Consider the following 25,400-nt stretch of genomic DNA (forward strand, 5'->3'; position numbering starts at 1 on the left):
AGGCTGCTTAATCCAATATAACGCCGCGACACTCGCCCAGCCCAATTTTCAGGCCATCGCTTGCGCCACACCACCCGCGAATAATCACCTCATCGCCAGCTTGCAAGAAGCGGCGTTGTTCGCCATTGCTGAGCTGAATTGGCTCTTGCCCACGCCAAGTTAGCTCCATCAAACAGCCGCGTGAGTTTTTGCTTGGGCCTGAAATCGTGCCACTGCCCAATAAATCGCCAGGTTCAAGATTACAGCCGTTGCTGGTGTGATGGGTCAGCATTTGGGCGAATGTCCAATACATATCGCTAAAATTACCAAGGCTAAGCACCTCGGCGGCTTGACCCGCTTGGCGCATGCTGGCAGTTTGCAGGCTAACTTCAAGAGTTAAATCAAGGCCACCAGCACTGCGATTGGCTGGGCTATCCAAGTAGGCGAGTGGCGCAGGATCATCGGCGGGTCGCTCGAAGGCTGGGCAGCGATAAGGTGCAAGGGCTTCGAGGGTAACGACCCATGGCGAGATGCTGCTGATGAAATTTTTAGCCAAAAATGGCCCAAGCGGCTGATATTCCCAGGCTTGAATGTCGCGTGCCGACCAATCGTTGAGCAAGCAAACCCCAAAGACATGATGTTCGGCCTGTTCAATGCTGACTGGCTGACCTAACTCGTTACCTTGGCCGACCCAAAACCCTAATTCTAATTCGTAATCAAGCAAGCGACATGGCCCAAACGTTGGCACTTCAGCATCGGGTGCTTTGGTTTGACCATGCGGGCGTTTGATGCTTGCGCCACTGACTCGAATCGATGAAGCTCGCCCGTGGTAGCCAATCGGCACATATTTATAATTGGGCAAAAGTGGATTGTCGGGGCGAAACATCGAGCCAATATTGGTCGCATGAAAAATCGAGGCATAGAAATCGGTGTAATCGCCAATTGCCGCAGGCAATGCCATTTCGGCCTCGGCTTGAGCTAGCAATAGTGGAGTTAATTCGGCCTGTAAGCTTGAACCTTCACGCAACATTCGGCTGAGTTGTAGGCGAATAGTGCTCCAAACCGCAGGCGTTAAGCTCATTAATTGATTCAGGTTTTCAGCCCGACATGCTGCCAAACTGGCTTGATCAAGCTCGCCCAAATACTCAGCAGCTTTGCTTAAATCAAGAATTTCAGCACCGATAGCCACGCCGATGCGCCATTGCTCGTGGCTTGCTTGGCGACGAAACACCCCAAACGGTAAATTTTGAATCGGAAAATCGGCTCCAGCAAGGTTGGCGCTGGCTACCCAACTGCGCAAAGCTGGATCATGGGTTTCGTTTAACATTTAATTGGTTGCTCCATAGGCCAAGGCTGGCTGCTCGATAAAGCTGGCAAATTCGTTGATTGGCTCCTCGAATGAACATGAACCAAAGGCGATCAAGCCGCTGTGGCGCACGGCCAGCACATCATCATGTTCAAATTGCCAGTTACGCCAGCGCATTTTTTGCTCAGTCAACTTGATTGCAATGGGATCATGCTCCAATAAAGCTGCTAGCACTTCTTGATGGGCGGCATTTGCTTGCAACAAGGCGCTGGCTAAAATCAGATTGAGGTAGCCATACATCCAGCCCTCAGCACTATCCGTTGCATAGGTCAGGCGATATTGGCCACGCAAGGGGTGGTGTAAACCAGCAGTCGCTTTGTAGGCGACCCCATTGCTGATGCAGGCATGCAGAAAGCGCACAATCTGCTCTGGCTCAGGAAAGGCTGCGGCAATAATTCCGCCAGTGCGAAGTTTGGCGCGAAGCCCAGTACTGCGCAAGGCCGCAATTAAAAGGCTTGGATCATGATCGTGGGGAATTTCAACGAAAACCGTAACTTGTTCAGGTATGACTGCATGAATCGCGGCGATTTGTTCGAGACTCTCGGCCTTGATTTCAACCGTATCAATTACAAACCAACCCTGATAGCGCTGATTAAGCGTGGGAATTTCAGCAAGTTGGGCTGGATCAGTGGCTAAGAGGCTAATTATCCAAGGTTGGCTTGGTTGCTTGCCAAGGCTGGCTTGCCATTCGGCAATGCGGCTATAGGGCAAAATAAAACGGGCTAAATAGCCGTGTTGGTTGCTCGCACGATAGTTGGCATATTGGCTGGTTGCTTGATCCATGGCTAGAGCAGCTGGGGGAAACAGCCCAGCATAATCGATCAAGCCAGCGAGCAATGGTTCCCAAATCGGTGACATATCCAAAATCCTCCACGTCATTGTGGGACATACGATAGCCGATGATACTGCAAGTGTACGTGAAGTGAGCACTTGGGGCAAATAGCTGAGATTAATTCCATCGCAAAACCGAGCGTCAGTCTAAATCCAGAGACTGATGTCAAATCACTTAAGTTATGGTCAAATAAAGCTAGCAACGGAATGCAAGCAGCGCTTAATCTCAAGGCCCAAAGGAGCCAACCACGCCATGGATGAACGTCGATTAATTCGGGTTAGCAAATATCTGAGCAAACATCTACGCCATCAACCAGAGCGCTTGGGATTAACGCTTGAACCAGGTGGGTGGGTTGGGGTTGAGCAACTTTTAGCGGCCTGTGCGGCCAATAATGTTGCGATTAGCCTAGCCGAGTTGCACGAAGTTGTTGAACAGAACAATAAACAACGCTTTGGCTTCGACCCAACTGGCCAAAAAATTCGTGCCCATCAAGGCCATAGCGTGACGGTCGATTTAGGCCTCGTGGCCCAGCAACCGCCAATAATCCTGTATCACGGAACCGCCAAGCACAATCTAGCGATAATTCTGCGTGATGGGCTGCGGCCTATGCAACGCCAGCATGTCCACCTCTCGCGTGATCGGGCGACAGCGCTGCAAGTCGGCGCACGTCACGGTCAAGCAGTGATTTTAATCGTCCAAGCTGACGAACTATTTCAAGCAGGGCAAGCCTTTTTTTGCAGCGACAACGGCGTTTGGCTAACTACTGCAATTGATCCTGCCTATCTGGCGCTTGAACGCTAAATAGGTTGGGTCATTCGGAGTCGGCAGATCGGGCTATGCTATAATACGCCCATCGCGCTTTGGCCACCCATGATCCAAGAACATCCACGGATTTTCCGCGATGTTTTGGCTCTGCGTGGGTAGATGAGGTACTTGCTCATGCCATTTGTAGACATTCTGTTGCTGCTTTTCGTTGTGTTAGGGTTGTTCTATGGCTTTTTTCAAGGCATGCTGAAGGTTGGAATTTCCATTCTCGTGTTCTACCTAACAATCGTGCTTTCGTCGCTCTACTATCGGCCATTAGCCTTGGCGATCAGCAAAAATTCGACGACACCGTTCCAAGTTTTGGAAATGTTATCATTTTTGACCTTATTGTTCGTGTTGTTTTTTGCTTTGCTTTGGGTTGCAAGCTATACCTTTCGTTATCTCAAAGTTGGTGGTCAACTTCAATATATCGATAAGGTGATTGGCACATTCCTAGGGTTAATTCTTGGGGCGATGATTGCCAGTATTTTTGCAATGATGTTGCGCTATTTATTTTCGACAACTGCTCCAGCAGTGCTTGATTATCCGGCAATGCGGTTTTTACAGGCTAGTACACGGGCATCGGCGCTTAAGAATGTATTTTTAGATATTATCTTGCCGCTGATTTATGGGCCAATTCGCCCAATTATGCCTGAAAGTGCTGATGCATTATTCCGTAGTATTCAACGGTAATCGGGCGGTGCTGGCGCACTTGCAATAGAAGAAGTTTCGTGATGATATCAGAAGTTGTACTCCAAACCCTTGAGTTCGATAAAGTTCGTGATCAGCTTGCACGTCATGCTGCGTTTAGCGCAAGCCGTGAGTTGGTTGCGCAACTCCATCCATCAACCGATGGGCAGTGGATTCTGCAGGCGCAAATTCGTACTAGTGCCGCCCGTGCTTTAATTGAATCGTTTGCCGATGTCTCAATTGGCGGTGCTCGTGATGTTCGCCCTGCGGTGGAACATGCTCGTCGTGGTGGGATTCTTGAGGCGAGTCGGGTACAAGAAATTGCCGCTACCTTGGGGGCGATGCGGCGGTTGCGTGGCCAAGTTTTGCGCAATCATCCCGATTTTGTGCCATTACACCCTTTAGCCGAGCAACTGCCAAATTTGGCCACGCTGGAACATGAAATTGAACGCACAATCGGCCCTGATGGCGAGGTATTAGATAGTGCTTCGGCTGAATTGGGCCGCTTACGTAGCGCCATTCGGGTGGCGTTTAATCGGTTGCAAGAGCGTTTGCAAGCAATTATCAATTCGTCGCAATATGCCGATGTGCTGCAAGAGCCAATTATCACGGTGCGCGATGGCCGCTATGTCGTGCCAGTCAAAGCCCCACAACGACGGGCCTTGCGCGGGATTGTCCACGATCAATCATCGTCGGGCGCAACCCTGTATATCGAGCCATTGGCTACGGTTGAGTTAAATAACCAGTGGCGCGAGCTGCAATTGGCCGAACGCGAAGAAATCCAGCGCATTTTGGCGGCGCTCTCGGGCAAAATTGCCAACGAAGGTATGCCAATTATTGTTGGGGTTGAGGCTACCGCTGAATTAGATTTAGCCTTTGCCAAAGCCAAATATAGCATTAGCTTGCGTGCTAGCCAACCTGCGATCAATACGCCAGTTCCTGCCGATGATTTGCACCCCGAATCAACTTTGTCATTGCTCAAAGCCCGCCATCCCTTGCTCAACCAAGATCTGGTTGTGCCAACCGATGTCTGGCTGGGCGGCCCAACGCAGATGATTATTATCACTGGCCCGAATACTGGTGGTAAAACGGTGGCGCTCAAAACCGTTGGTTTGATGGCATTAATGGCCCAGGCGGGTCTGCATATTCCGGCCCATCAAGGCTCGCGCTTACCTATTTTTGGTAAAATTTTTGCTGATATCGGCGATGAACAAAGTATCGAACAAAGCCTCTCGACCTTCTCCTCCCACATGACCAACATTATCCAAATCTTGGATCGGGTAACCCCCGATTCGTTGGTGTTGTTTGATGAATTGGGCGCTGGTACTGATCCAGTCGAGGGTGCTGCTTTGGCGCGAGCAATTATCGAACGCTTGTTGAATGTGGGATGTTTGGCGATGGCAACCAGCCACTATGCTGAACTCAAGGCTTTTGCCTACAGCACTGATGGGGTTGAAAATGCCTCGGTTGAGTTTGATGTTGAAACCTTATCGCCAACCTATCGACTTTCAATCGGCTTGCCAGGCCGCTCGAATGCTTTGGCAATTGCTGAACGCTTGGGGCTTAAACGCGACTTAATCGAACGTGCTCGGGCAACGATTAGCCGCGATAACGTCCAAGTTGAAGATTTGCTGGCCGCGATTCATCGCGAACGCACAACCGCCGAAAGTGAGGCTGCCCGCGCCTTGGAATTGCGCGAAGATGCCGAATTGGTGCGCGATCGGCTGAGCCGCGAATTGTATGAGTTTGAACAGGATCGCGAACAGCAATTAGCCAGTTACCAACGCCAACTTGATGATGAATTGCGTGAAGTACGAGCTGAATTGCGCCGCCTACGTGATGAATTTCGCTCAGTTTCGGTTAGCCGCCAATGGATGGAACAAGCCGAACAACGCCTCAGCCGAGTTGCCGAACGGGTTCCCCAAACTCCAACTCCCCCCAAAGCCAAAGTTCCAGTTGTACCCAAAGTTGCGCTTGCCCCACTTCCTCGCACAATTCAAGTTGGCGATCAGGTGTTTGTGAGCAGCGTGAAGCTTTCGGGCGTGGTGCTCGATTTGGATGAAGAAGCCAACGAGGCCGAGGTTCAATTGGGTGGCTTCCGCTTGCGGGTTGATTTACGCGAGTTGCGGCTGGAAAAAGCGGGCACTAGTCCAACCCAAGCGGTACAAAAATATGTACCTGTTCAGCGCATGATCAATACTCCTCCACCGCCGAATGTTTCGATGCAGCTTGATATGCGTGGTTGGCGAGCCTCGGATGTGGAAAGTCAGCTCGATCATTATCTCAACGATGCGTACCTCGCCAATCTTTCAGAAGTGCGTTTGGTTCATGGCAAGGGTACAGGGGCGCTGCGCCAAGTTGTACGAACATTGCTCAAACGCCATCCCTTGGTCGAATCGTACAATAGCGGTAGCCAAGGTGATGGCGGCGATGGCGTAACAATCGCCAAAATGGTTGCTCGTTGAGTCAGCACAGGGTTGAGTTTGCTCAGCCCTGTTGCTATTTTAGAGATCGATTATGTATGTTGTGCCGCACGATCAAGATAGTTATCAAAGCATCAATCAACCATTACTCTGGCTGAGCGGGCTGAATGCTGGTTGGAGCGTTTGGGCAACTCAGCAGCAGTTAGCCCAAATTGATTTGCTGTGGGTTGGCGGATTGTTGGCTGGCTATACGGGCTTGCTGGCTTGGCTGCGCACGCTGAGTTTTCAGCGGCGACGTTTGGTGATCGATGGGCTGCTGATAGTGCTAAGTATTGCTTTGGGCTTGGTTGGCACTGTCGTATTTGTGCAGATTACATCAATTTCGGCAGCGGTTTGGCCGTGGCTGCGCCAAATGGGCTTGGTGGTTGGCCTCTTGCTTTGGCAACAATGGCGCATGATTTCGACCTAATCTGCTTAAAATATGCCCAAAATCAAGGCTTTTTTGGTATGATCTCTGCAAGGTAGCTGAATCTGAGGTTTAGCCAAAGCTTAGGAGCCAACAAGGCATGATTCATTCGGCAGCGTGGTTAAGGCAGCGCCATCGGCGGGTAATGCGCGGGTTACGGGCATACTTCGGCTTGCAATTAGGGCTTTCGGTTGGCGGTGCGTTATTGCTCTATTGGCTTGGCGAGCGGCCTGTTTCCCCATTAATTATTGGTAGCGGCATTGTGGTTGGCCTCTTGTTATTGCCGCAGGCTCGGCGCTGGCTGGGCTGGTTGTATATTCCCAGTTTGTTATTAACTGATTTGGTGCATGTCACTGCGCTGCTGTGGCTAACCCCCGCCAATGCCTTAGAACGTGGCAGCTTATGGGCTTTGGCTTATATTCCATTGTTGGTGGCGGCGGGGCGTTGGTGGAGTTATAGCGGCGGGGCGTTGGCCTTGGTGGCAATGTTGATTGCCGATGCAGCAGTGCTGTTTGGCCGCTTAGCTTGGCGCGAGGCCTTGCCAGTGTTTATTTTTCAGGCAGTTACGGCAGCCTTGGGCACGTGGGCCGCCGCCCACAACGAGTCGCGCACCCGCCGCGAGTTATTGCATAGCGAAGCCTATCATTTGAGCGAATCGCGGGTGAATGAGCTAACCAAAAGCTATCAACAAACGATTCAGCAATTGCAAAACCTACGTGAAAACCCCGAAACTTCGGCAATCGAACAACTGCGTCAGCAACTCCACCGAACCTTGCGCGATGTTGGTGGCCTGCCTTTGGCCCAACGTACCTTGCCCGAGGCTTTGGCTGCCGAGTTGCGTACCCTGAAAACCGAGGGCAATTTAAGCATCAACTACATCTGCGATGGCCATTTGCCAGTGCTCTCGCCCCGAGCAACAGCCTATGTTTGGCGAGCCGCCCAAGAATTGCTGAGCAATGTGCGCGACCATGCCCAAGCCCAGCATTTGGATGTTGAGTTATATGGCGATGAAGCGACAGTTGTGTTGCAAATTCGTGATGATGGCGTTGGGTTTGATCCGAATTTACTGCGCGACGATCAGCATTATTCCAGTTTGGCGGCGCTGGCAACTCAAGCCGAAATCCATCATGGGACGTTTGAAGTTCAATCGCAACCTCAAGCGGGTACAACCATCACCGTGCGGGTTGAGGGCTAAGATTAAGCCCAAGTTTCCGTTGAGACTTGGGCTACATAAGCTAGGCTTTATCGCCATTGAGTGGCAAGCGATATTGAAAATTGCTGCGTCGGCCCACCGCCTGACCGATGATTTCAATCACTTGCTGGCGATGGTCGTCGCGATTGACCACATCCAGATCGTCAGTTTCGATTGTAAGCACTGGACATAACTCGAAACGGCGGAGCCATTCATCATACCGATTGTTCAGATGGCTCAAATAATCGGCACTAATATTCATCTCGCTTGGCCGAGCGCGTTTTTTGATGCGCTCCAATAACGTGGGAACCGAGCCGCGCAGATAGACCATCAAGGTTGGCGGGGTAGTCGATTGAATCAGCGCTTGGTAGAGTTTGCGATAGGTGCGAAAATCGCGATGGCTCATAATCCCCTGCTCCAACAAACCCTTGGCAAACACCTCATAATCTTCATAAATCGAGCGATCTTGAATTAATGAGATCGGCGTATCGGCAATTTCGCGTTGTTGCTCGAAGCGCTGGGCCAAAAACCACATTTGCGAATGAAAGCCCCAGCGATGTTTATCGGCATAAAAATCATCGAGATAGGGATGATCGGCCACAAATTCGTAGTAGGGCTGCCAGCCAAAGGCGGCGGCTAAAGTTTCGACGAGGGTGCTTTTGCCCACCCCAATATTGCCCGCCACACTCAAATATAAGTGCTGGCCGAAAAATGTATGTCCCATTGTGCTTCAATCCTTGTTACCAGGCGAATCGTTGTTCTGCAACCAATCCATTATAAAGTCAAAAATCAAAAGGCAGAAGGCAAAAGAACATAGAGCAAAGAACATAGAACATAAGGAATATGGCTATTGGCTATTGGCTGTGGGCTATCAATTGATGGAATTCGCACAATTTGTAGCTAAAAAGAGGCTCAGGGCTAGGGGTCAGGGTCTAGCTATCAGGAGTCAGGAAAATTGCTACTGAATTATGGGATATGAAACCTTTGTGTGACTTCGTGTCCTTCGTGGATCAAAAATAAGCTTCGTGCTCCTTGCTGGCCCCTGACCCCCAGCCACTGATCCCGCGAATGACATTTGACAAGGCTGATGGGCACTGCTATAATTTTCAGCGCACATCAGCCGATGTAGCTCAGTTGGCAGAGCAACTGTTTCGTAAATAGTAGGTCACGAGTTCAAGTCTCGTCATCGGCTCCATTCAATCACTCGCTTCGGCGGGTGATTTTTTATTCGGCTTTGGCTGGCCGGAAGCCCTCACCTAACACCTCAACTGCCTCCGTCATTACCACAAAGGCCCGTGGATCGATGTTGTAAATCATCTTTTTGAGAATTGTAATTTCGGCTTGGCTGATGACACACATCAACACAGCCCGTTCGCGGCCACTATAACCGCCACGGCCTTCGAGCATGGTCACCCCCCGATCAAGATCGTGCAACACAGCATCGCGAATTGCCTCAGGTTTGTCGGAAACAATCAAGGCTGAACGGCCATCGCTGAAGCCTTCTAACACAATATCGATCACGCGGGTTTCGATAAAGGCTAGCAACAAAGCATACAGCACCGGAGTTGCGCCGTAAATCCAACCAGCCGCGCCGAACACCACAACGCTTGAAATCAGCATCGATTGGCCTGGGCGAATGCCACGCCATTGCTGTAATAAGCGAGCCACAATATCGACCCCACCAGTTGTACCGCCAACCCGCAAGACCAAACCTGTGCCAATGCCACTGAGCAAAGCTCCATAAGCGATGTATAACAATGGTTCGCGTTGCACAAACTGACCTACCCGATTGGCCGTTAGATCAATAAAAACTGAGAGCATCACTGTGGCGAAAATTGTGCGCAAGCCAAAGACAAAGCCGCCCAACCGCTTCAAGCCAATAATGAACAAAGGAATATTGAGCACCAACGACGTTACGCCAATTGGCAAGCCGAGCAAGGTTTTGAGCATGGCGGCAATCCCCGTCACCCCGCCAAAAATTACATTATTGGGGTCGAGAAATATATTCAAGGCGAGCGCGATACAGAGCGTACCAATCGTCATCACCAAATAATCACGCAGAATGCCGGGAATTTGTTCGCGGCGGATAGCTAAACGGTGCATAAAAACCTCAAGATGCTGATAACCAACCAAAAAGACCACCTCAGCAAGGTGGTGCATACATGGCTCGCTATCAAGGTAGCTGTTGATAGCGCTATCCTACCGCGAAATTATTAATTTTCCAACCCCATGAAGCTATGCCATTAGTCCTAAGCCTTGAAAGGATGAAGGATGAATTATGAGGGATGAAAACAAAAGGCAAAAGACAGAAGGCAAAAAGAACATAGAACATAGAGTATAGAACATAATCCTAAAAATCGGTAGCAATCTGTGGCGAAAAAACAGGCCTTCGCGATCTTCGCGTGCTTCGTGGTTCCGATCCTTCGTGCATCTTCGTGTTCTTCGTGATTAAAACTAACCCCAGCCCCCGACAACCAATCCCCGACCCCCAAGCGTTTACAACGGCAAACACAGCGTCAGCAACGTACCAGCGCTTGGCTGGCTTTGAATCGAGAGCGAGCCTTGGATGAGTTGAGTTCGTTCGCGCATGCTGGTCAGGCCAAAGCCACCGCTGGCGGTTTGTTGCACAGCGGCTAGTTCAAAACCTTGGCCATCATCGCTGACCGTGATTTGCAGCTGGCCGGCGGCGACGGTTGAGCGAATCGCCACATGCTTGGCTTGGGCATGCTTTTCAACATTGCTCAAGGCCTCGTTGACCACGCGCAATACCTGAATCGCCACATCGCTGGGCAGTGTAAGCTCTTGACCATCGTGGCTATATTGGCTTTGAATATTGGTGCGCTGATGGAACGTATCAACCAATTCGGCCAAAACATCGCTGAGCACCCGCCCATCAATCGCTGGCGCTGATAAATTCCAGACGCTGCGCCGTAAATCGTGCAAGGCTGCCAAGGCCAAATCATAAGCTTTTTGCAAGCGTAGTTGGGCTTTTTCAGGCTGATGGAGGTTGCGCATGCCAGCCTCAATTTGTAAGCGCAAGCCGGTTAGTTGCTGGGCCAAGGTATCGTGAAAATCGCGGGCGAGGCGGTTGCGTTCAGCCAAGGTTGCCGAGAAACGCGCTTGTTCGTAGAGTTGGGCATTGTAAATTGCCATTGCTGCGGCATCGGCAAATGGTTGTAAGGCCTGGCGCAAGGCTGCATTGGTTGGCTGGATACTCCAATAATTTAAACGGCCAATTGTTTCACCTTTGGCGTGGAGCATAATCTCAAGGCTTGGTAAATTTGTATCAGGACTACCAACGCTGGCAACGATCCGCCATTCTGGATCTTCGAGCAGGGCTACCGTAACTGCTTGGGCATTGGCCAAACTGCGGCCTGCCTCAGCTACTTGGGCTAAAACGCGAGCTAATTGAACTTCGCTGGATAATGCGGCGGTGATCGCACTGAGCTGTTGTAAATAATCGCGTTCTTGCGCCAATTCTTGGGCGAGTTGCTCGACTTTTTGGCGGGTGAGCACCGATTGGTTGGTGACATAACCGAAGAGCGTAACAAACAGGAGCAATACAATCTGGCTCGATAAGGCTGATAAACCAGCGCTGGTTAGTGGCAAGCCTGCGGCAATAAAACTGCCACTCATCAAGATTGCAATTAAGCCAGCAATAATCAGGGTTTTGGGTAAGGGATAGGTTCCGGCGATAAAGACCATTGGAACCATAAAGGCAATTGGTTGGGTCGTAAAATCGCGGCTAAGCAGTTGCATCAAGGCCGCCAGCCCAAAAACCACACTAATTAACAGTTGTGGATTGCGGCGAAAACGGTTACAAAGTGGTGTTTCAAACCAAAAAACACTTTTCAAGCCAATATAACCAATGGCTGCGCCTAAATAAATAACCAAATTCACGCCACGCAGACTGCCATCACTCAATCCAATAATTGGTGGCACACCACAGGCTACCAAGGCGGCAATAACGCCCGACCACAATAAACTTTGGTTGTGAACGCGATCTTGAGGGGTTTGTTGATCAATTGTGATTGGCTCTGGGTGCATCATAAACCAGCTACTCACCTAAATCTGCTCATACTATAGCATCGTTGGCTTCTAGCGCCCAGCTAAAAGCCAATCGTTATTTGATAATTATTGAGCCTAGTTGCTTGCTGTATTGCCCAATGGCTTGGATTTAGGGGCAAAACCATAGCGTTGATCAAGCTTGCGACCCACATAAGGCAGAATGAAGAAGGGTAAAGAAACTTCAGCCGCGAAAATCCAGAATGTAATCTCAATGCCACTACGGGCAATAATTTGGTTGAGGGTTGCGACACACACAAAGGCATACGATTGGGTCATCCATTGATAGTGTAGGCGTAGCCAGCGTCGCCCTAAGCGTTTGCGAAAGAAAATCACGCTATAGGCAAAGGTTGCCGAGACCATTCCCAATCCATTCAGGACATCGGGCGCACTAACTCCTGCCCGACTAATGACGATGCCTGTACTGAAGAGGGTTACCCATCCCAATAAATAGCCTTTGCCAATCCAACGATGGGTGGTTGTGCCGTTGGGCCAGCGATGGGCCGCCAAGCCAGTGCCAAGTGCTAAGACCGCCCCCATAATATGCAAAATCAGAAACATTGCCACACCTCACCAGTAAAGAAGCCTAATTCCAATGACTGGAGTTTAGCAATGTGCGCGTGCTAGGCCATCAGTACTAAGTGTTACAACCAAACTAGATCAAAAGAACTAGTTGAGGTTAACCATAATGTTGCCTACTATTGGGTGTCGGGCAATGCTATCGTATCTCCAATGCTCCACCTTTAATCCACGAGGAACCTAGTGATGGATACGGCCTTACCCCTGATTGCTATTCGCGATATCTACAACCAGAGTTTACCTTTTGGCTCGCTATGGCGCGATCAAGCGGCACTTTTGGTGTTTTTGCGTCATCCAGGTTGTGCAGTCTGTCGGCGCAATTTGCTCGATTTATATGAGTACACCACGGCTTTTCGCATGTTGGATATTAATTTGGCGGTGATAACGATGGCTGAGCCAGCTGCCGCCCAAGCTTTTGCACGACTTTATCGCTTGCCCATCCCAATCTATAGCGATCCAGAGCGCCAAATTTATCGGGCAGCTGGGTTTAGTGAGGGTAGTTTATACAGTGTGGCTAGCCCACAGGTGATGTTGCATCAGGCTTGGCAATTTTTGCAGGGGCATTGGGTTGGGGGTGGGCAAGGTCAATCGTTGACCCAACATGGCGGTCACGCGTTGATCAAATGTCGCGCAACCGCCCCGAGTTATATTCACGTCGCCGATCCGATCTATCGCTACCCAGCGTGGCAAAGTGTCTTGGAATATACCCAACAGCGATTTTACACCACTGAAGATATCAATCCCAGTTTTGCCCGTCAATTGGCTTAACTGCTACCAACCTTCGTCATCGCCGCTTTGGCTATCGGTCGGGTTGCCATCGGCTCCAACCGCGTAATTATCATACAGATCTTCGCGATTGCGCTCCTCGCTACGCTCCAATTGATCAAGTTGGCGCTCAGCTTCATCAGGGTTCATACTTGATGGTGGTGCTTGCGGGCGTTCCGGTGGTTGGCCTCCGCCACTTGGATCTTGGTTTGGCTCAGGCTGTTGGCCATCTTGTGGCTGCTGATTGGGATCTTGTTGGCCATCCTGTGGCTGCTGATTGGGATCTTGTTGATTGCTAGCTTGTTGCTGTTGTTGCTGTTGCTCTTGGATTTTTTGGGCTAGCTCAAGGTTATATTTGGCATCAAGGTCATCGGGATTAATTCGTAAGGCTTTTTTATAGGCTTCAATCGCCTCATCAAGCTCCTCTAGCCGAAAATGGGCATTACCTTGGTTGTAATAAATAATCGCTTGAGTGGCAGCATCGGCAGTTTGCAAGGCATTATTTGGGGCTTCGATTGCCCCTAAATAATCGCCCATTTGATAGCGCGTATTGCCCAAATTCACCTGTGGTTCAGGCCGATCAGGAGCCATCAAGACCGCTTCTTTATATTGATTGAGCGCTTGGCCATATACACCTTGCTCGTAGAGTGCGTTGCCCTCAGCATTAATATCGGCGGCAGACGGTGCGCCGCAACCAGTCAGGGCTAATAACAGCAAGCCCGTGCTAACAATCGTTGTAGGTTTCATGCTGCTACCACCTTTCGTTGCTCCAAGCGCCCCACAAACACATCGGCGACCAATAAAATAAAGGCTAGGCCTGCGAAAATATAGAAGCGCTCGCTGTAAACTCGCCGAGTTTGATCAGTTAGATCGACCGGAGCGCTTTGATCAAGCGCTGTTTGCAATTGATTAAGATCTAACGTGCTGCCATCGAAGTAGGTTCCACCAGTGGCTGAGGCAATTTGTTCAAGCAAAGGTCGATTGAGTTTGCTAATCACCCGTTGGCCTTGATCTTCGACATAGCTAATATTACCGAGATCATCGTAGATTGGAATTTGGCCGCCAGCTTCGGTTGCCATGCCAATTGTATGAATTGTCAGCCCCATTTTGGCGGCTTCGCGGGCGGCGGCAACTGCTTCGCCATCGCTTTGTTCATCGGAATCGCCGCCATCGGTAATTAAAATCATGGTTCGGCCTTCAATTTGGCCAATTGGAAATGAGCGTAAGCCCTCGGTGATGACTTCTTCAACATCGGTTCCACCGAGCGAAAGCCCGCGTGGGTTGATTGGCTCAACCAAAGAGCGAGCAGCTGCAAGGTCGCTGGTCAAGGGGAATTGCACATAACTTGATGAACCAAACATCAGCATGCCCACTTGATTGCCTTCTAAGCGATCAAGCAGCGCTAAAACCATGCGTTTGCTAGCATCGATCCGCGATGGCCGCACATCTTGAGCTGCCATACTGCGGGAGCCATCAAGCAAGATTAACACTTGTAAACCGCTGCGCTTGAGCGTTTCATCGCCGCTGCCCCAAACTGGTCGCGCCAGTGCCACAATGATTAATCCTACGGCACTGAGTTGCAAGACGATCCGAATGCGGCGTTGGCGAGCAGGCTGCATCGAAAGCAACGAAGCAATTAATCCGGGGTCGCCGAGCGCAGCGCGATCACGTTCTTCGGCACGCCGAGCCAGCCAGAATACCCCCGCCAAGGGCAGCAAAACCAATAAGAGCCATAAATTTGCTGGTACAAGTGCCATTAGCCAATACTCCGTAGGATGGTATTGCGTAGCAAAATTTCAATCATCAAGAGCAAAAGTGCTCCGGCGGCCCATGGTTGCCAAGCCTCGGTGTAGCGAACTAATTTTTCACTAGCGACTTGTGATCGTTCCATTTTATCGATCGTATCATAGACATCGCGCAGACCTTGTTCATCGCCAGCACGGAAGAAAATCCCGCCCGTCTGTTCAGCAATATCGCGGAGGGCCACTTCATCCTCGGCAGTTGGTGCTGGAATCAAATAGGTTTCATCGCGCCAAGGATCATGCACGGGATATTCACCATTGCCTGGTTTACCAACCAAAATCGTATAGACCCGCACATCCAAAGCGCGGGCAATTTCGGCAGCTTGGGCTGGCTCGATATCGCCACGATTGTTCGAGCCGTCGGTGAGCAAAATCACGACTTTGCTTTTGGTGGTGCTATTACGTAAGCCATTGACCGAGTGGGCTAAGGCGAGGCCAATCGCTGTACCATCAGGCCGACGAACGGTTTGCACTTGACCCAATAAATTCTGCAAAAAGTCGTAATCAAGCGTCAATGGTACTTGAGTAAAGGCATGGCCCGAAAAAACTACCAGCCCAATCCGATCATCTTTGCGGCCTTTGACAAACTCGGCAATAACTTCTTTGGCTACGGTAATCCGATCTTTTGGATCGAAATCGCCAGCCTTCATACTCAGCGAAATATCCAAGGCTAGCTGAATATCGATGCCTTCGCGCACCACGCGCTCGGAGCTTTGGGCATATTGTGGCCGAGTGAGCACAACCACCAATAAGCCAACTGCCGCCGCTCGCAACGAAATCAAAACAGGCCGCATGCGAATCCGCCACGACGGCTTGACCCCACGCAGCATGCCCAAATCGGAGAAGCGCATGGTCACCACTTCGCCGCGACTGCGGCGATACATCGACCACCAGACAATCGGCACAATCGGCAACAACCAAAATAACAATGGATAAGCAAATGTCATAAGCAACTCAAGTAAAGTCAGAAGGCAAAAATCAAAAGTCAAAATCGAACAATTCCAGCATCAGATAATCGAAAATGATGATGCTATCTTGCCCTTCGCTTTCTGACTTTTTAAATCTATCAGAAGGCAAAAATCAAAAGTCGAAATCGAACAATTCCAGCATCAGGCAATCGAAAATGATGATGCTATTTTGCCCTTTGCCTTCTGACTTTTGCCTTTTCATCAGCGTGTCGCCAAAATTGCATGGCGGGCGTTATCGATCATGGCGTGAGCTTCGATTGGGTTAGGTAGTTGGCGGGCAAATTTCACGCCATCAGATTCGGCCAGCAAGCGCAACAACATATCACGGCGTTGCTGCATGCTGGGGTGCGAAAGCGCCAACCGCACTTCGTTGGTGGTTCGCTCAAGCGCTGGCACCGAGAAACGATCAGTGATGAAGGTTCGCAGCACATCAGCAATCAAGGCATAATGTTCGACAATTCGGCCTTGATCGATTAAGCGTAAGCCGCCAATTCGTTCAAGTTCAGCCATGGCTACCGCAATTGGGTCACGAACTGGTTGCGGCGCTTGGGCCGGAACTGGCACTGGCCGATGCTTGCGGAAATAGGTGATTGCCCAAGCCGCAAAGCCAGCCACCAAAATCGCCAACAGCGAAAGGCCAATAATCAATAAATAATTTGCTTGTTCATTCATAATCAATTGTGGTTTCAATGGTTTAATATCTTCAGGGTTTTCATCGAGCACCGAAGCCACTTCGACACTAACGGGCTGAGTATTGGCGCGGCCAGTGGTTCCATCGGGATTGGTTATTTTGACCAATTGGGTTGGAAAGGCATGAATGCCCACATCCCAGTTGGTTAATTGGCAGCGCCAGCCTTGGCGTAAGCCATCGGCAACACTGGTTTCAGTCAGCGGAGCACAATCACGCACTTCCCATTCGCCAAACATTTTGGTTGGCATAGCCGGAAGTTCGCTTTTGAAACCGTTGGGTGTGGTCACTTGCAATTCGTACTCGACCAAATCGCCCACCGTAATTTTGGTGCGATTGAGTTGGGCACGCACGGCTACGGCTGGCTCGGCGGCTGCGACCGGCGCAATCAAGAGCAAACAACTTAATCCAAATAACCACCACAATTTTGCCATAGCTGTTCCTCTAGCCGCGTTCACGGCGTTTCATCCGACGATTAAAGAAGCTTTGCAGCGAATCGGCGTAACGCCCATCAGTTTGCAAACTCATATGATCAACGCCCAAGGCCCGTAGTTCGGCCACATGGCTTTGGTGCTGAGCTTCGGCCTGCTTTTCAAACATGTCGCGTAATTTTTCATTACGCAAATCGACGACCAACTCTTGGCCGGTTTCAGCATCTTGTAGCCGTACCAAGCCAACCTTGGGCAATTTACGTTCGCGTGGATCTTCTACGCGCACTGCGACGACATCATGGCGACGCGCGGTAATCCGCAACGGTCGAATCCAATTATCGAGCGAGCGAAAATCCGAGATGATAAAGACCAAGGCTTTGCCTTCGACCACGTTATTGAGGTAATCTAAGGCTTTGGTGATGTTGGTGCCGCGATGCTCAGGGTCGGTTGTGAGCAACGAGCGCACAATTTGCATCACATGGTTGCGGCCTTTGCGCGGCGGGATAAAGCGTTCAACTTCCTCAGTAAACAGCAGCATGCCCACGCGATCGTTATTGCGTACTGCCGAAAATGCCAAGGTTGCGCATAATTCGGCTTCCAGTTCGCGTTTGAGTTTGCGGGTGGTACCGAAATCTGCCGAAGCACTCATATCGACCAACAGCATCACGGTCATCTCGCGCTCTTCGACGAAGCGCTTGATAAACGGACGACCTGTCCGCGCCGTAACATTCCAATCGATCGCACGGACATCATCGCCAGGCTCGTATTCGCGAATTTCATCGAACTCAACGCCACGCCCCTTGAAGCTGCTCATGTACATGCCAGCAAACACACCAGTTACCAACTTGGTCGTTTTCAATTCAATGAAGCGCACTTGGCGCATGAGTTCTTGTAAGTTCATGATGTATCCGCAATTGATCCACGAAGGACACGAAGTGCACGAAGCTTGGAACCGCTAAGAGCACGAAGCACGCGAAGGTTTCATCTCTCAAAATCCAGTGTCAATTCCTTACTAGTCTCTGACCTCTGAATCCTGACCCTTATGCTCTATGCTCTATGTTCTATGGCTACGGCACCCGCACCCGATTGAGAATTTGAGCGACCAAGTTTTCCGAAGTGATGTTTTCGGCTTCGGCTTCGTAGGTGGCGATCAAGCGGTGGCGCAGCACATCCAAGGCCATATGTTTAACGTCATCGGGCGTGACATAGGCGCGGCCTTGCAAGAAGGCGGCTCCTTTGGCGGCCAAGGTCATAAAAATTGTGGCCCGTGGCGATGCGCCAAATTCAATATAAGGCTTGATTTGGGCCAAGCCATATTGCTCAGGTTTACGGGTGGCAAACACCAAATCCAAAATATAATGCTTGACCCGATCGTCAATATAAATTTGATGGAAAATCTTGCGAGCGTTATCAAGCTCCTCGATCGTCATTGTTGTGCTCATTTTGGGGGTGGTTGCCCCAGTCATGCGATTGAGAATTTCGTATTCTTCCTCGCGGGTGGGATAATCGACCACCACTTTGAGCATAAAACGGTCAACTTGAGCTTCTGGCAAGGGGTAGGTTCCATCGTTTTCAATGGGGTTTTGGGTTGCCATCACCAAATACGGGTGGGGCAATTTAAAAGTATCTGAGCCAATCGTCACTTGGCGCTCTTGCATGGCTTCGAGCAAGGCACTTTGCACTTTGGCTGGGGCACGGTTAATTTCGTCGGCCAGCAAAAAGTTGGTAAAAATTGGCCCTTTTTTAATCGAGAAATCGCCAGTGCGTTGATTGTAAATTTGCGTGCCAATCAAATCGCCAGGCAACAAATCGGGGGTAAACTGAATCCGTTCAAATTGGGCATGAATCCCTTCGGCCATGCTTTTAACCATCAAGGTTTTGGCCAACCCTGGAACACCTTCAATTAATAAGTGACCATTGGCCAACAAACCAATCAAGATGCGTTCAGCTAAGGCCCGCTGCCCAACAACAATTTTTCCTACTTCGCCCACAAGGCTTTGCAAGGCCTCGCCTGCGCGGCGTACATCGCTACTATTTGTTTCCAAGGTGAACCTCGCACGTCAACAACGGGTAGCCGAATCTTTTTCTGTTGTCGATAATACCATAACCTTGGGCCAAAAACCCGCTTTTTTAGCTGCGTTTAAGCCAATTCTCACCATACTTAAGCTATGAAGAAATAATGAAGACCGCTGCTAGGCTACTGTACCTAGGCAAAATGCTTAAAAATTACCAAACAAGCTGTGATGTTCACGACAATCAGGTTAATGCCTGATACCCATCCCCTGTGGGGGCAGGTATACTGAGCTTGTGCCTTACGACCGTTGCCAAGCTGCCAACGGTTGTTTTAATGAATACCGTTTGAAAGGATGCTTCCGTGAAGAAGTTGAGTCTTGCACTCTTGCTTGTTGTTTCGTTAACTTTAGCTGCTTGTGGTGGAGAAGCTGCCACGACCGCCCCATCAACAGATAACGGCGCTGCAACCAGCGCACCCAGCACCGGTGGCGGTAGCTCGACTCTGACGATTGACGCTGCGGCTGGTGGGACTTTGGCTTTTGCCGCAACGGCAGCCGAAACCACTGCTGGAGAAGTAACTGTAACTTTCAATAACCCAGGTGCTTTGGCCCACAATCTGGTTATTGTCAAAACTGGCGAAGAACAAGCTGCGGTTGATGCCTCGATGGCTTCAGCTCCCGACTTCTTGCCACCAGCCGATAAGGCCTTGGGTCATAGCAAAACGATTGCTGCTGGCGCAAGCGATACCTTCACCGTCAGCTTGCAACCAGGTACCTACAGCTTTATCTGTACCTACCCAGCCCACTATGCTGCTGGCATGAAGGGCACTTTGACCGTCAAATAAGCAACGAGTAAGCCTCGTAGCAACCAACGCGAATGGAACGCCCATTCGCGTTTTGGTTTAATTCACTACATAGATTTTTGAGATTCTTAACCTCGATATGACCAACACTTAACAATTGGCAACTACCCTACAAGCTGTATAGTTTGTGGAGTGTTGGGCTGTGCTACAACGATTTTTTTTGCTTTGCTGCCTCGTAACGTTGGCTGGATGTGGTGCAACTGCCGCCCAACCGACGGCTACAAGCCTCCCCGCGACAGCAACACCCGCACCAACCACCCTCGCTCAAGCAACTCCTGCAGTAACGGCGAATCCAGCTTTGCGCGGCACAATCGTGATCGATGGCTCTAGCACGGTGTTTCCAATTACTGAGGCAGTTGCCCGTGAGTTTGCCCTGACTGCGCCGAATGTTCAAGTGCAATTGGGCGTGAGCGGCACTGGTGGCGGGTTTAAGAAGTTTTGTGCTGGCGAAACGGTGATCTCCGATGCTTCACGCCCAATCAAGCAGAGCGAAGCCGCCGAGTGTGCCGCCAACCAGATTGATTTTGTGGAAATTCCGGTGGCCTTCGATGGCCTCTCGTTGGTTGCCAACCCCAGCAATACATGGCTCGAATGTATGACCGTGGCCGAATTGAACACGCTCTGGCAGCCGGATGCGACCAATATTATTACCAATTGGCGTATGTTGCGACCCATTTGGCCAACCAGTACCTTGCAATTGTATGGCGCGGGTCAAGATTCAGGCACCTTCGATTATTTCACCAGCGCAATTGTTGGAACTGAGGGTTCCAGCCGTAGCGACGTGATTAGCAGCGAAGACGATTATCTGATTGCTCAGGATATTGCGGGCGACCCCAATGCTTTGGGCTATTTTGGTTATGCCTACTATCGCGAATATCAAGAACGCCTGAAACTAATTGCGGTCGATGCTGGCAATGGTTGCGTCCTGCCTTCTGAGCAAACGATTGCTGATGGCTCGTATCAACCACTTTCGCGGCCAATTTTCATTTATGTCCGCGCCGATGCCTTAGATCGGGCTGAAGTGGCGGCGTTTGTTGATTTTTATCTCAGTGATTTGGCGCGGGTGGTGGCTGACGTGAAATATGTGCCCTTGCCAGCCCGGGCCTATCAATTTGCCCAAGAGCGCGTGCAACAACGCAAACTTGGCTCGTTGTTCGAGGGTGGTTCGCAAATCGGGGTTTCGATCGAACGCTTGCTTGAGCTAGAAGGACAATAAGCGATGCGGCTTTCTTTTCGCACAAAATTGCTTGGCTCAATTGCCCTCGACTTGGCCTTGATGATCGCCTTGGGTGTTTTTGCGTTAAACGGCTTTAGCAACGTTTTTCAAAAAGCCTCAATGATTGAGCAAATTACCATTCCTTCACTCGATTTGAGCGATCGGATTAATTTTATCAGCACAAAATATCATGCCTTGCAGCTTGAATATATTATAAACAATAGTGATGCTGATAAAGCCCGCATCGAAGGCGAAATGCAAGCGTTCGAGCAACAAATGGATAATGCGTTTGCTGCATATCGCCAACTTGATACCACTATGGTCGAAGGCGAAACCTTGAACGCGGTGGCGATGGCTTGGCAACGCTTTGTGCAAGAAACCAATGAACAATTTTTGCCAACTGCGCGTTTGAGCAATACTGGCAGTGTACAGCCAGCGCTCAATCGCCTCAATCCCTATTACGAAGATGTGCTTAGTGCCACCGATATTTTGGGTCAGTTGAGCCAAAATCAAGCCAACGAGGCCTTGGTTTCGGTTGGTCAAACCTTTGAATCAGCGCGTTTGGTGATTTATGGCGAAATTGCTTTTACTGTGCTGCTTTCGGGGGCAATTGGCTTGATGTTGGCAACCCGCACGGCACGACGGATTCGTAATCTGACTGATGCCACCGTGGCTGTGGCTGGTGGTGATTTGGAACGCACGGTGCAAGTGCGTGGCGGCGATGAATTGCAAACCTTGGCAAGCAACTTCAACAGCATGGTGCGCAGCTTGCGCGAACATCGCGATATGCTTGAACTGCGCAATGCTGAACTGGCCGAGAGTTTGTATGTGCAACAACAATTGACCGAGGATATTATTCGGCGCAAGCAGGCCGAAGAGATTGCTTTACGCGCTCAGGCAGCAGCCGAAGCGGCGAGCCAAGCCAAAAGTATGTTTGTGGCAACCATGAGCCACGAATTGCGCACCCCGTTGAATGCAATTTTGGGCTATACCCAACTCCTGCATCTCGGAGCCAAAGCGCGAGGTCAAGAAGATGTTTTGCCACAGCTTGAGCGAATTCGCTTGGCGGGCAAACATCTGCTCACCTTAGTTTCAAATGTCCTCGATTTCTCCAAAATTGAGCATGGCAAGATGAACCTTGATCTTGGCGATGTGCAATTGGCCAGCTTAGTTGATGAAGTGATGGGGATTGTTCAGCCCTTAGCTGAAGCTCGTTTTGATCAACTGACGACTGAATTTGCTAGCACCAGCCTGATTTACAGCGATGGTGGCAAAATTCGCCAGATTTTATTCAACTTATTGAGCAATGCGATCAAATTTACCGAAGCTGGCACAGTGACCCTGCGCGTGTGGGATGAGCAACGTGCTGGCGAGCCATGGCTGATATTTGCGGTCAGCGATACTGGCATCGGTATGGCTCCTGATCAATTACGGCGTTTGTTTAAGCCATTTGTCCAAGCCGATGAATCGACGACCCGCACCTATGGCGGGACTGGTTTAGGTTTGGCGCTTAGTCAGCAACTTGCAGCGATGCTTGGCGGCTCGATCAGTGTTGAAAGCTGCCCCAATGTTGGCTCGACCTTTACATTGCAGATACCCGTTCAATGTCCAGAGCAATCTGAAGCTACGCTGGTGATGGCAGCATCGCCACTGGTTAATTCGAGCGCTGTGGCCTGATACCCAACCAACTTAGGAGGATTCCCATGGGGATGATTTTAGTTGTTGATGATAATGGCGATAATCGTTTCTTGCTTCAACAGATGTTATCGTTGAATGGCTATAGCGTGATTAGTGCTGTAAATGGGCAAGATGCCCTTGATAAAGTGCATAATACCACTCCCGATTTGGTGCTGATGGATATGGCGATGCCAGTTAAAGATGGCTGGACGGCAACCGCCGAATTGAAGGCCCAAAGCCGCTATTCGCATATTCCGGTGATTGCGGTAACTGGGCATACCACCTACAACGAGCTATCACGTGCCACGGCGGCTGGCTGTATCGATCATCTCGAAAAGCCGATCGACTATGAAGTGCTTGTGCGTAAAGTGGCCCAATATCTAAAAAAAAATGAAAAACAATTGGCGCTAGGCGCTTAAGTTTTTTAATCAATAACTACTTGCCCTATCACGCTGGTGATGGGGCATTTGGCGTGTGCTCTGCTATACTAGGCCAATATCAACAGGAGGATCAACAATGGAACCAATTAGCATTGGAATTATTGGCGGTAGCGGGCTATATGCAATGGAAGCCCTGACCGACCGCAGCGAAATACAACTTACAACCCCATTTGGCGATCCCAGCGATGCTGTGATTGTTGGCAATTTGGCTGGGCAACGGGTGGCATTTTTGCCGCGCCATGGCCGTGGGCATCGCTTTACCCCCTCAGAAGTACCCTATCGTGCCAATATTCATGCGCTCAAACAATTGGGAGTACGTTTTATCTTGGGTGTCAGTGCGGTTGGCAGCTTGCGCGAAGAGTTGGTACCAGGCCATTTGGTTATTCCCGATCAAGCGATTGATCGCACCAAGGGCGTGCGGCCTGCGACCTTCTTTGGCGAGGGCGTGGTAGCGCATGTGGCGTTTGGCGAGCCAGTTTGCCCGTATTTGAGTGCTTTGGTGAGCCAAGCGGCGCATTCAGCCAGCAACACAACCGTGCATGATGGTGGAACCTACTGCTGCATGGAAGGGCCGCAGTTTTCGACGAAGGCTGAGTCGGAGCTTTATCGCAGTTGGGGTTGCTCGATAATTGGCATGACCTTGCTGCCCGAGGCCAAACTTGCGCGAGAGGCCGAAATTGCCTATGCCAATCTTTCATTGGTTACCGATTACGATTGCTGGCATCCCGATCATGATAATGTAACGGCAGCGATGGTGGTTGAAACAATCAATCGTAATGTCACAGCGGCTCAATCGACAATTGCCGCATTAATTCCCTTGATTGATCCGACGGCAGTTTATCCAGCGCATTCAGCATTGGCCCATGCCGTGATGACTGCTCCAGAAGCGATTCCTGCGGCAGCGCGTGAACGTTTGGCCTTGCTTTATCGTGGCTAGGGTGGTAAACGTGATTAAACAAAAACCCAGCACCACGTGGTGCTGGGTTTTTGTTGAAGTCCGCGAGAGAGACTATTCCAACGCGTCTGAAACGGTTTGGAATTTTTCGTTGACATTTTGGCCGAGCAAGGTCAAAACGGCAATAACGACGATCGCGATCAAAGCGAGGATCAAAGCGTACTCGACCAAGCCTTGGCCTTCTTCTTTAGCAAAAAATGAACGAAACATTGCAGTATCTCCTTACGAGAGAAATAGAATTACAATGCACAGATTGTATGCGACGATAGTTTGAATGCCAATAGGCTATTAGTACTATAGATGGTACTTATCATGTGTGATTTTTATGTTTATTAACTATAATGCTGGATGGTCACTATCGAAAGGATCGCGCAGTAGGGATAATCGTGAGTGATTTGTCGCTATTTCATGTAGAGTTAGCGGCTATTCAGTGTATTGAGGAGTGTTGCCCAGATGAGGAAGTCAATTTGATTGGTTAGGTAAAGCTGTTAAACAAAAAACCAGCACCACTTGGTGCTGGTTTTCGTTGAAGTCTACGAGGGAGACTATTCCAACGCGTCTGAAACGGTTTGGAATTTGTCGTTGACATTTTGGCCGAGCAAGGTCAAAACGGCGATAACAACAATAGCGATCAAAGCGAGGATCAAAGCGTACTCGACCAAGCCTTGGCCTTCTTCTTTAGCAAAAAATGAACGAAACATTGCGTGTCTCCTTACGAGAGAAGTAGAATTACAATGCACAGATTATATGCGACAATAGTTTGAATGCCAATAGGCTATTAGTACTATAGGGAGTGTTTATCATGCGTGATTTTATGCTCACCATTAGTCTAGCTGGCTATAAGGGTACTAGTGCTATGCTGATTGAGATATAGCTACTCCTATGCTAACCGCGATTAAACAAAAAACCAGCACCACGTGGTGCTGGTTTTTTGTTGAAGTCTACGAGAGAGACTATTCCAACGCGTCTGAAACGGTTTGGAATTTTTCGTTGGCGTTTTGGCCGAGCAAGGTCAAAACGGCGATAACGACGATCGCGATCAAAGCGAGGATCAAAGCGTACTCGACCAAGCCTTGGCCTTCTTCTTTAGCAAAAAACGAACGAAACATTGCGGTATCTCCTTACGAGAGAAGTAGAATTACAATGGAGGGATTGTATGCGACAATAGTTTGAATGCCAATAGGCTA

General features: G+C 50.0%; 26 protein-coding genes and 1 tRNA gene. 12 read left to right on the forward strand and 15 right to left on the reverse strand.

The window, feature by feature from the left end:
* Positions 1-7: 7 nt before the first annotated feature.
* Both fahA and DEF47_RS04870 read right to left on the reverse strand, forming a co-directional pair.
* Positions 8-1,306 carry a fumarylacetoacetase gene (fahA, locus tag DEF47_RS04865; protein ID WP_012192406.1) on the reverse strand — a complete coding sequence of 433 codons (1,299 nt, stop codon included), beginning with the start codon at positions 1,304-1,306 and terminating at the stop codon, positions 8-10.
* A complete protein-coding gene (locus tag DEF47_RS04870; RefSeq protein ID WP_012192407.1) occupies positions 1,307-2,203 on the reverse strand; it encodes a hypothetical protein in 897 nt (298 codons plus the stop codon).
* 226 nt (positions 2,204-2,429) lie between these two features.
* Here DEF47_RS04870 and DEF47_RS04875 point away from each other — a divergent pair, with 226 nt between their 5' ends.
* From DEF47_RS04875 to DEF47_RS04895, 5 genes are all read left to right on the forward strand, one after another.
* On the forward strand, positions 2,430-2,978 hold the full coding sequence (locus DEF47_RS04875) for an RNA 2'-phosphotransferase (RefSeq protein WP_012192408.1): 549 nt from the start codon (positions 2,430-2,432) through the stop codon (positions 2,976-2,978).
* Between the two features lie 138 nt (positions 2,979-3,116).
* Positions 3,117-3,674, forward strand: coding sequence for a CvpA family protein (locus DEF47_RS04880; protein ID WP_012192409.1), 558 nt, complete (start codon positions 3,117-3,119; stop codon positions 3,672-3,674).
* A gap of 41 nt (positions 3,675-3,715) precedes the next feature.
* The gene (locus DEF47_RS04885; protein WP_012192410.1) at positions 3,716-6,136 is read left to right on the forward strand and encodes an endonuclease MutS2; all 2,421 of its coding nucleotides are present in this window, start codon (positions 3,716-3,718) and stop codon (positions 6,134-6,136) included.
* Between the two features lie 52 nt (positions 6,137-6,188).
* On the forward strand, positions 6,189-6,563 hold the full coding sequence (locus DEF47_RS04890; protein WP_012192411.1) for a hypothetical protein: 375 nt from the start codon (positions 6,189-6,191) through the stop codon (positions 6,561-6,563).
* Between the two features lie 97 nt (positions 6,564-6,660).
* Positions 6,661-7,755: a sensor histidine kinase gene (locus DEF47_RS04895; RefSeq protein ID WP_012192412.1), complete on the forward strand. Its 1,095-nt coding sequence runs from the start codon at positions 6,661-6,663 to the stop codon at positions 7,753-7,755.
* Between the two features lie 40 nt (positions 7,756-7,795).
* Here the strand turns inward: DEF47_RS04895 and DEF47_RS04900 are convergent, their stop codons facing one another.
* Entirely contained in the window at positions 7,796-8,476 is a 681-nt protein-coding gene (locus tag DEF47_RS04900) for a deoxynucleoside kinase (RefSeq protein WP_012192413.1), read from the reverse strand.
* Positions 8,477-8,871: 395 nt separating this feature from the next.
* Between DEF47_RS04900 and DEF47_RS04905 the strand changes: the two genes are divergently transcribed.
* Positions 8,872-8,947: transfer RNA gene (locus DEF47_RS04905), tRNA-Thr, on the forward strand.
* A 29-nt stretch (positions 8,948-8,976) separates the two neighbouring features.
* Here the strand turns inward: DEF47_RS04905 and DEF47_RS04910 are convergent.
* The 3 genes from DEF47_RS04910 to DEF47_RS04920 all read right to left on the reverse strand — a co-directional run bounded on the left by DEF47_RS04910 (position 8,977) and on the right by DEF47_RS04920 (position 12,378).
* The gene (locus tag DEF47_RS04910) at positions 8,977-9,912 is read right to left on the reverse strand and encodes a YitT family protein (protein WP_012192414.1); all 936 of its coding nucleotides are present in this window, start codon (positions 9,910-9,912) and stop codon (positions 8,977-8,979) included.
* A gap of 336 nt (positions 9,913-10,248) precedes the next feature.
* On the reverse strand, positions 10,249-11,817 hold the full coding sequence (locus DEF47_RS04915; RefSeq protein WP_287045000.1) for a sensor histidine kinase: 1,569 nt from the start codon (positions 11,815-11,817) through the stop codon (positions 10,249-10,251).
* A 78-nt stretch (positions 11,818-11,895) separates the two neighbouring features.
* The gene (locus DEF47_RS04920) at positions 11,896-12,378 is read right to left on the reverse strand and encodes a DUF2306 domain-containing protein (protein WP_012192416.1); all 483 of its coding nucleotides are present in this window, start codon (positions 12,376-12,378) and stop codon (positions 11,896-11,898) included.
* A 204-nt stretch (positions 12,379-12,582) separates the two neighbouring features.
* Between DEF47_RS04920 and DEF47_RS04925 the strand changes: the two genes are divergently transcribed.
* Entirely contained in the window at positions 12,583-13,164 is a 582-nt protein-coding gene (locus DEF47_RS04925) for a redoxin domain-containing protein (protein WP_012192417.1), read from the forward strand.
* A gap of 3 nt (positions 13,165-13,167) precedes the next feature.
* Here the strand turns inward: DEF47_RS04925 and DEF47_RS04930 are convergent, their stop codons facing one another.
* The 6 genes from DEF47_RS04930 to DEF47_RS04955 form a co-directional block, all read right to left on the reverse strand.
* The gene (locus DEF47_RS04930) at positions 13,168-13,908 is read right to left on the reverse strand and encodes a tetratricopeptide repeat protein (RefSeq protein WP_012192418.1); all 741 of its coding nucleotides are present in this window, start codon (positions 13,906-13,908) and stop codon (positions 13,168-13,170) included.
* Entirely contained in the window at positions 13,905-14,918 is a 1,014-nt protein-coding gene (locus tag DEF47_RS04935) for a vWA domain-containing protein (protein ID WP_012192419.1), read from the reverse strand. The genes DEF47_RS04930 and DEF47_RS04935 overlap by 4 nt, the downstream gene beginning before the upstream one ends.
* Entirely contained in the window at positions 14,918-15,910 is a 993-nt protein-coding gene (locus tag DEF47_RS04940) for a vWA domain-containing protein (protein WP_012192420.1), read from the reverse strand. The genes DEF47_RS04935 and DEF47_RS04940 overlap by 1 nt, the downstream gene beginning before the upstream one ends.
* Before the next feature lie 222 nt (positions 15,911-16,132).
* A complete protein-coding gene (locus DEF47_RS04945) occupies positions 16,133-17,053 on the reverse strand; it encodes a hypothetical protein (protein ID WP_012192421.1) in 921 nt (306 codons plus the stop codon).
* 10 nt (positions 17,054-17,063) lie between these two features.
* Positions 17,064-17,951: a DUF58 domain-containing protein gene (locus DEF47_RS04950; RefSeq protein ID WP_012192422.1), complete on the reverse strand. Its 888-nt coding sequence runs from the start codon at positions 17,949-17,951 to the stop codon at positions 17,064-17,066.
* Between the two features lie 166 nt (positions 17,952-18,117).
* Complete coding sequence (locus DEF47_RS04955) at positions 18,118-19,095, reverse strand: AAA family ATPase (protein WP_012192423.1); 978 nt, start codon at positions 19,093-19,095, stop codon at positions 18,118-18,120.
* A gap of 329 nt (positions 19,096-19,424) precedes the next feature.
* Between DEF47_RS04955 and DEF47_RS04960 the strand changes: the two genes are divergently transcribed.
* The 5 genes from DEF47_RS04960 to mtnP all read left to right on the forward strand — a co-directional run bounded on the left by DEF47_RS04960 (position 19,425) and on the right by mtnP (position 24,195).
* The gene (locus DEF47_RS04960) at positions 19,425-19,907 is read left to right on the forward strand and encodes a plastocyanin/azurin family copper-binding protein (protein ID WP_012192424.1); all 483 of its coding nucleotides are present in this window, start codon (positions 19,425-19,427) and stop codon (positions 19,905-19,907) included.
* Between the two features lie 160 nt (positions 19,908-20,067).
* Positions 20,068-21,141 (forward strand): PstS family phosphate ABC transporter substrate-binding protein, encoded by a 1,074-nt coding sequence (locus DEF47_RS04965; RefSeq protein ID WP_012192425.1) that lies wholly within the window; start codon positions 20,068-20,070, stop codon positions 21,139-21,141.
* 3 nt (positions 21,142-21,144) lie between these two features.
* Entirely contained in the window at positions 21,145-22,818 is a 1,674-nt protein-coding gene (locus tag DEF47_RS04970) for a sensor histidine kinase (RefSeq protein ID WP_012192426.1), read from the forward strand.
* Positions 22,819-22,844: 26 nt separating this feature from the next.
* Positions 22,845-23,237, forward strand: coding sequence for a response regulator (locus DEF47_RS04975; protein ID WP_012192427.1), 393 nt, complete (start codon positions 22,845-22,847; stop codon positions 23,235-23,237).
* Positions 23,238-23,334: 97 nt separating this feature from the next.
* Entirely contained in the window at positions 23,335-24,195 is an 861-nt protein-coding gene (gene mtnP, locus DEF47_RS04980) for an S-methyl-5'-thioadenosine phosphorylase (RefSeq protein WP_012192428.1), read from the forward strand.
* Between the two features lie 72 nt (positions 24,196-24,267).
* Here the strand turns inward: mtnP and DEF47_RS04985 are convergent, their stop codons facing one another.
* The 3 genes from DEF47_RS04985 to DEF47_RS04995 all read right to left on the reverse strand — a co-directional run bounded on the left by DEF47_RS04985 (position 24,268) and on the right by DEF47_RS04995 (position 25,322).
* Entirely contained in the window at positions 24,268-24,423 is a 156-nt protein-coding gene (locus DEF47_RS04985) for a Flp family type IVb pilin (RefSeq protein WP_041304983.1), read from the reverse strand.
* A gap of 335 nt (positions 24,424-24,758) precedes the next feature.
* Entirely contained in the window at positions 24,759-24,914 is a 156-nt protein-coding gene (locus DEF47_RS04990; protein WP_041304985.1) for a Flp family type IVb pilin, read from the reverse strand.
* A gap of 252 nt (positions 24,915-25,166) precedes the next feature.
* Positions 25,167-25,322 carry a Flp family type IVb pilin gene (locus DEF47_RS04995; RefSeq protein WP_041304987.1) on the reverse strand — a complete coding sequence of 52 codons (156 nt, stop codon included), beginning with the start codon at positions 25,320-25,322 and terminating at the stop codon, positions 25,167-25,169.
* Positions 25,323-25,400: the final 78 nt, after the last annotated feature.

It is taken from the genome of Herpetosiphon sp. (assembly GCF_003512625.1).
In the GTDB taxonomy this organism is placed as follows: domain Bacteria; phylum Chloroflexota; class Chloroflexia; order Chloroflexales; family Herpetosiphonaceae; genus Herpetosiphon; species Herpetosiphon aurantiacus.

Excerpts from the sequence above, each read along its gene's own strand:
- fahA (WP_012192406.1), bottom strand. The coding sequence starts at position 1,306 with ATGTTAAACGAAACCCATGATCCAGCTTTGCGCAGTTGGGTAGCCAGC.
- DEF47_RS04910 (WP_012192414.1), bottom strand. The coding sequence starts at position 9,912 with ATGCACCACCTTGCTGAGGTGGTCTTTTTGGTTGGTTATCAGCATCTT.
- DEF47_RS04875 (WP_012192408.1), top strand. The coding sequence starts at position 2,430 with ATGGATGAACGTCGATTAATTCGGGTTAGCAAATATCTGAGCAAACAT.
- DEF47_RS04870 (WP_012192407.1), bottom strand. The coding sequence starts at position 2,203 with ATGTCACCGATTTGGGAACCATTGCTCGCTGGCTTGATCGATTATGCT.
- DEF47_RS04895 (WP_012192412.1), top strand. The coding sequence starts at position 6,661 with ATGATTCATTCGGCAGCGTGGTTAAGGCAGCGCCATCGGCGGGTAATG.
- DEF47_RS04930 (WP_012192418.1), bottom strand. The coding sequence starts at position 13,908 with ATGAAACCTACAACGATTGTTAGCACGGGCTTGCTGTTATTAGCCCTG.
- DEF47_RS04890 (WP_012192411.1), top strand. The coding sequence starts at position 6,189 with ATGTATGTTGTGCCGCACGATCAAGATAGTTATCAAAGCATCAATCAA.
- DEF47_RS04940 (WP_012192420.1), bottom strand. The coding sequence starts at position 15,910 with ATGACATTTGCTTATCCATTGTTATTTTGGTTGTTGCCGATTGTGCCG.
- DEF47_RS04945 (WP_012192421.1), bottom strand. The coding sequence starts at position 17,053 with ATGGCAAAATTGTGGTGGTTATTTGGATTAAGTTGTTTGCTCTTGATT.
- mtnP (WP_012192428.1), top strand. The coding sequence starts at position 23,335 with ATGGAACCAATTAGCATTGGAATTATTGGCGGTAGCGGGCTATATGCA.
- DEF47_RS04990 (WP_041304985.1), bottom strand. The coding sequence starts at position 24,914 with ATGTTTCGTTCATTTTTTGCTAAAGAAGAAGGCCAAGGCTTGGTCGAG.
- DEF47_RS04975 (WP_012192427.1), top strand. The coding sequence starts at position 22,845 with ATGGGGATGATTTTAGTTGTTGATGATAATGGCGATAATCGTTTCTTG.
- DEF47_RS04880 (WP_012192409.1), top strand. The coding sequence starts at position 3,117 with ATGCCATTTGTAGACATTCTGTTGCTGCTTTTCGTTGTGTTAGGGTTG.
- DEF47_RS04935 (WP_012192419.1), bottom strand. The coding sequence starts at position 14,918 with ATGGCACTTGTACCAGCAAATTTATGGCTCTTATTGGTTTTGCTGCCC.
- DEF47_RS04950 (WP_012192422.1), bottom strand. The coding sequence starts at position 17,951 with ATGAACTTACAAGAACTCATGCGCCAAGTGCGCTTCATTGAATTGAAA.
- DEF47_RS04885 (WP_012192410.1), top strand. The coding sequence starts at position 3,716 with ATGATATCAGAAGTTGTACTCCAAACCCTTGAGTTCGATAAAGTTCGT.
- DEF47_RS04925 (WP_012192417.1), top strand. The coding sequence starts at position 12,583 with ATGGATACGGCCTTACCCCTGATTGCTATTCGCGATATCTACAACCAG.
- DEF47_RS04920 (WP_012192416.1), bottom strand. The coding sequence starts at position 12,378 with ATGTTTCTGATTTTGCATATTATGGGGGCGGTCTTAGCACTTGGCACT.
- DEF47_RS04970 (WP_012192426.1), top strand. The coding sequence starts at position 21,145 with ATGCGGCTTTCTTTTCGCACAAAATTGCTTGGCTCAATTGCCCTCGAC.
- DEF47_RS04900 (WP_012192413.1), bottom strand. The coding sequence starts at position 8,476 with ATGGGACATACATTTTTCGGCCAGCACTTATATTTGAGTGTGGCGGGC.
- DEF47_RS04985 (WP_041304983.1), bottom strand. The coding sequence starts at position 24,423 with ATGTTTCGTTCATTTTTTGCTAAAGAAGAAGGCCAAGGCTTGGTCGAG.
- DEF47_RS04995 (WP_041304987.1), bottom strand. The coding sequence starts at position 25,322 with ATGTTTCGTTCGTTTTTTGCTAAAGAAGAAGGCCAAGGCTTGGTCGAG.